Consider the following 3,852-nt stretch of genomic DNA (forward strand, 5'->3'; position numbering starts at 1 on the left):
TCGGCTCGCGGAGCTGCCGCCGGCGCTCGCCGCCACGGCGCAGGCGCTCGCCGCACGCCACGGGCTGTCCGACCCTGCGGTGATGCCGAGCCTCTATCTCCATCTCGCGAAGTGGCCGGCGGTGCTGGGGGCGCTGTCGCAAACCCTGGCCCCGCTTTGCGCCGGGGGCGAGCTGGCGAAGGCGCGCGATGCCGCGGTCGCGGCGGCGGAGGCGGAAGCGCCGGGGCTGATCGCCACCCTGGGCGCCGCGCCGCCCGCCCCGGCCGCGCTCAAACCCTTCCTCGCCACGCTCGCGGTCTTCACGCGCGAGGTGATCCCCGGGATGGTCCCGGTCGGCCTCGCGCTGCGGCGCGCGTTCGGCGGCTGACGCGCCTCAGTCCAGCCGCGCGCCGCTGGCGCGCACGATCACGCCGACCCGCTCGCTCTCGCCCGCCATCCATTGCGTGAAGTCCATGCGGCGCATGATGCGCGGGACGGACCCGCCGGCGATGATGCGCGCCTGCAGGTCCGGCTCGGCCAGCGACGCCGCCAGCGCCTCGTCGAGCCGCGCCAGGATCGGCTCGGGCACGCCGGCCGGCGTGCACAGGCCGAACCAGCCGGTGGTCGTCACATCGACACCCTGCTCGCGCATCGTCGGCAGGTCGGGGAAGGCGGGCACGCGCTCGGGCCCGCTGACGGCGATCGGGCGCATCCGCCCCGCCTGCGCCATGCCCGACACCGCCGAGATCGACTGGAACAGCACGTCGAGCCGCCCCTCGATGAGGTCGGTGTTCATCTGCCCCGCCTGGTTGTACGGCGCGTGGATGATCTCGATGCCGCTGATCTGGCCGAACTGCGCCGCCGCCAGGTGCTGCGATGAGCCGATGCCGACCGACCCGAAGTTCAGCGGCCGCCCCAGCCCCTTTGCCCAGGCGATGAAGCCCTGCAGGTCACGCGGCGGATTGGCCGGCGGCACCACCACGATGTTGGGCACCAGCGCGATCAGCCCGACCGCCGCGAAGTCCCGCTGCGCATCGAAGGGCATGTTGGCATAGAGCCATTTGTTCGCCGCGTGCGAGGCGATCGAGGCCAGCCCCACCGTGTAGCCATCCGGTGCCGCGCGCGCGACTGCCGTCATGCCGATGTTGGTGCCGGCGCCGGGTCGGTTCTCCACCACCACCGGCTGGCCGATGCGCGCCGAAAGCCGGTCGCCCACCAGCCGCGAGAGCACATCCCCCGCCCCGCCCGCGGGACCCGGATTCACCCAGCGCACCGGCCGGTCCGGCCAGGCGCCCTGGGCGCGCAGCATGGCGGGTGCGGCGAGCAGCGGTGCCGCGGTCAGCAGGGTGCGGCGCGCGAGGGTCATGGCAAGGCGGTCTCCGGCGCTGGTCGATTCACCCAAGCCTAGCATGCCGCGTGCCGGCAAGGGCTGGCGCCGGCCGGCACCTGTGGCAGGCTCGCGCCGCGACGCATGCAGGAGAGCGGTGATGGGCAAGGACGTGCTGGGCTGGCGCAAGCTGTTCGGGGTGATGGGCCCGTCCACCAACACCGTGGTGCAGCCGGATTTCGACATGATGCGTCCGGCCGGCGTGACCAACCATTACTCCCGCATCTACACGCCCAACGCCGATGCCGTGTCGAACGAGACCTTCCGCGCCGGCGCGGAACTCATCGGTGCCAATACGCTCGATGCCGTGCGCTCGGTGATGACCTGCAACCCCGACTACCTGGTCATGGGCATGTCGGCGGTCACCTTCTTCGACGGCGCGCGTGGCGCCGACCGCTTCATCGCGCAGGTGAAGGAGGTGAGCGGCCTCGACATTTCGGTCGGCAGCCATGCCTGCACGGCGGCGCTCAACGCCCATGGCGGGGTGAAGCGGCTCGCGGTGCTCTCGCCCTACTGGCCGGCGATGAACACCGAGGTGGCGCGGTACTTCGGCGACATGGGCTTCACCGTGGTGCGCGACATCGCGATGCAGGCACGTTCCTGGACCGGCATCGCGCAGATCACGCCGCGCCAATGCGTCGATGCGCTCAAGCAGATCGACGGCGACGACGTGGACGCCATCATCCAGGTCGGCACCAACCTCTCGATGGTGAAGCTCGCGGCCATGGCGGAGATGTGGCTCGGCAAGCCGGTCATCGCCATCAACACCGCCACCTACTGGCATGCGCTGCGCGCCAACGGGATCATGGACAAGGTCGAGGGCTGCGGGCGGTTGCTGGAGGAATTCTGATGGCGATCCGCCCCGCGACGGACGCCGACCTGCCCGCCATCACCGCGATCTTCAACGATGTGATCGCGACCTCGACGGCGATCTACATGGATGACCCGGTCTCGTTTGAGGATCGCCAGGCCTGGTTCGCCGCGCGCCGCGCCGCGGGCTTTCCCGTCCTGGTGGCCGAGGCCGCGGAGGGCGTGCTCGGCTTCGCGTCCTTTGGCGATTTCCGCGCCTTCCCCGGCTACCGCCACACGGTCGAGCATTCGGTGCATCTGCGCGCCGATGCGCGCGGCAAGGGGCTGGGCACGGCGCTGGTCACGGCGCTGTTCGAACCGGCCCGCGCGCTGGGCAAGCACGTGATGATCGCGGGCGTGGACGCGTCGAACGAAGGCTCGATCCGCATGCATGAACGCCTGGGCTTTCAGCGCGGCGCGGTGCTGCGCGAGGTGGGGCGCAAGTTCGGCCGTTGGCTCGACCTCGAACTGATGCAGAAGCTGCTCGACGCACCGGGGGCGCCGCGATGAACGATGCCGCGATCCGCGACCTGCTTCTGCGCACGCGCCGCATCGCCGTGGTCGGCGCCTCCGACCGGCCCGACCGGCCAAGCAACGGCGTCTTCCGCTTCCTGCGCGACCGCGGCTACGACGCCGTGCCGGTGAACCCCGCGCTGGCCGGGCGCGCGGTGCATCGCGTGCCGGCGCTGGCCTCGCTCGATCAGGCGGCGCCGGTCGACATGGTCGACATCTTCCGCCGCAGCGCTGAGGCCGGCGCGGTGGTGGACGCGGCGATCCGCCTCGGTGCGCGATCGGTCTGGCTGCAACTCGGCGTGATCGACGAGGCCGCCGCGGCGCGCGCCCGCGCGGCCGGCCTGGCGGCGGTCATGGATCGCTGCCCGGTGATCGAATGGCGCCGACTCGGCCTGCCGCCGCGCCTGCCGGGCGCGGCCTGAACCGTCATCCTCCACCGCCTTGAAACCGCCCCCCCGCCGGGCCATCTCGCCGCGCGACGGGAGAGCGGGTCGAAAGCAGGCGGCGCCCCCGGACATGTCGGGAGAGGATGAAGCAGATGACGGACGAGGAACGGCGGATCATCACCGCCTTCGTGGAGCGGATCAGCGGCGCCGCACCGGTGCCGCAGGCGCCGAGCGGCCCCTGGGGCGCGACCGGCCCGGCGCGCACGCCCAGCCTGCCTCCGGTGGACCCGGAAGCCGACCGGCTGATCAACGATCTGTTCGCCCGCTACCCCGAGGCGCGCTACCGCATCACCCAGACCGCCTTCGTGCAGGAGGCGGCGCTGATCGAAGCGAACAACCGCATCCAGCAGCTGGAATGGGAAGTCGAGAACGCCCGCCGCCAGGGCCAGGCGCAGGCCGCGCAGGCCGGTGGCGGCGGCATGTTCGGCGGGCTGTTCGGCGGCCGGTCCAACGCGCCGATGCCCCCGGCCATGCCGCCCCGCCCGCAGCCGCAGTACCCGCCCGGCTACAACCCGCAGGCGCTGCAGCAGCAGTCGCGCGGCGGCATGGGCTTCCTCGGCACGGCGGCGGCGGCGGCGGCGGGTGTCGCGGGCGGCATGCTGCTCGGCAACATGCTCATGAGCGCCCTCGGCGGCCATGGCGGCGCGGCGCAGGCCGCGGGGCTCGGCGCGGATGCCG

Annotated in this window: 6 protein-coding genes; 5 read left to right on the forward strand and 1 reads right to left on the reverse strand. The window is 72.6% G+C overall.

What is annotated here, in order from left to right:
• The coding region (locus HW578_RS24070) for a hypothetical protein (protein WP_198373240.1) at positions 1 to 367 on the forward strand (367 nt) is incomplete at its 5' end.
• Positions 368 to 373: 6 nt separating this feature from the next.
• Here HW578_RS24070 and HW578_RS24075 read toward each other — a convergent pair.
• On the reverse strand, positions 374 to 1,345 hold the full coding sequence (locus HW578_RS24075; RefSeq protein WP_198373241.1) for a Bug family tripartite tricarboxylate transporter substrate binding protein: 972 nt from the start codon (positions 1,343 to 1,345) through the stop codon (positions 374 to 376).
• 121 nt (positions 1,346 to 1,466) lie between these two features.
• On the opposite strand from HW578_RS24075, the gene HW578_RS24080 reads away from it, so the two are divergent.
• From HW578_RS24080 to HW578_RS24095, 4 genes are all read left to right on the forward strand, one after another.
• Positions 1,467 to 2,216, forward strand: coding sequence for a maleate cis-trans isomerase family protein (locus HW578_RS24080; RefSeq protein ID WP_198373242.1), 750 nt, complete (start codon positions 1,467 to 1,469; stop codon positions 2,214 to 2,216).
• On the forward strand, positions 2,216 to 2,725 hold the full coding sequence (locus HW578_RS24085) for a GNAT family N-acetyltransferase (protein ID WP_198373243.1): 510 nt from the start codon (positions 2,216 to 2,218) through the stop codon (positions 2,723 to 2,725). Before HW578_RS24080 ends, HW578_RS24085 begins: the two co-directional genes overlap by 1 nt.
• Complete coding sequence (locus HW578_RS24090; protein ID WP_198373244.1) at positions 2,722 to 3,150, forward strand: CoA-binding protein; 429 nt, start codon at positions 2,722 to 2,724, stop codon at positions 3,148 to 3,150. Before HW578_RS24085 ends, HW578_RS24090 begins: the two co-directional genes overlap by 4 nt.
• A 116-nt stretch (positions 3,151 to 3,266) precedes the next feature.
• A partial coding sequence (locus HW578_RS24095; protein ID WP_198373245.1) for a DUF2076 domain-containing protein occupies positions 3,267 to 3,852 on the forward strand: 586 nt, incomplete at its 3' end.

The organism is Roseomonas rosulenta (assembly GCF_016106005.1).
GTDB classification, from domain to species: domain Bacteria; phylum Pseudomonadota; class Alphaproteobacteria; order Acetobacterales; family Acetobacteraceae; genus Neoroseomonas; species Neoroseomonas rosulenta.

Excerpts from the sequence above, each read along its gene's own strand:
- HW578_RS24090 (WP_198373244.1), top strand. The coding sequence starts at position 2,722 with ATGAACGATGCCGCGATCCGCGACCTGCTTCTGCGCACGCGCCGCATC.
- HW578_RS24085 (WP_198373243.1), top strand. The coding sequence starts at position 2,216 with ATGGCGATCCGCCCCGCGACGGACGCCGACCTGCCCGCCATCACCGCG.
- HW578_RS24075 (WP_198373241.1), bottom strand. The coding sequence starts at position 1,345 with ATGACCCTCGCGCGCCGCACCCTGCTGACCGCGGCACCGCTGCTCGCC.
- HW578_RS24080 (WP_198373242.1), top strand. The coding sequence starts at position 1,467 with ATGGGCAAGGACGTGCTGGGCTGGCGCAAGCTGTTCGGGGTGATGGGC.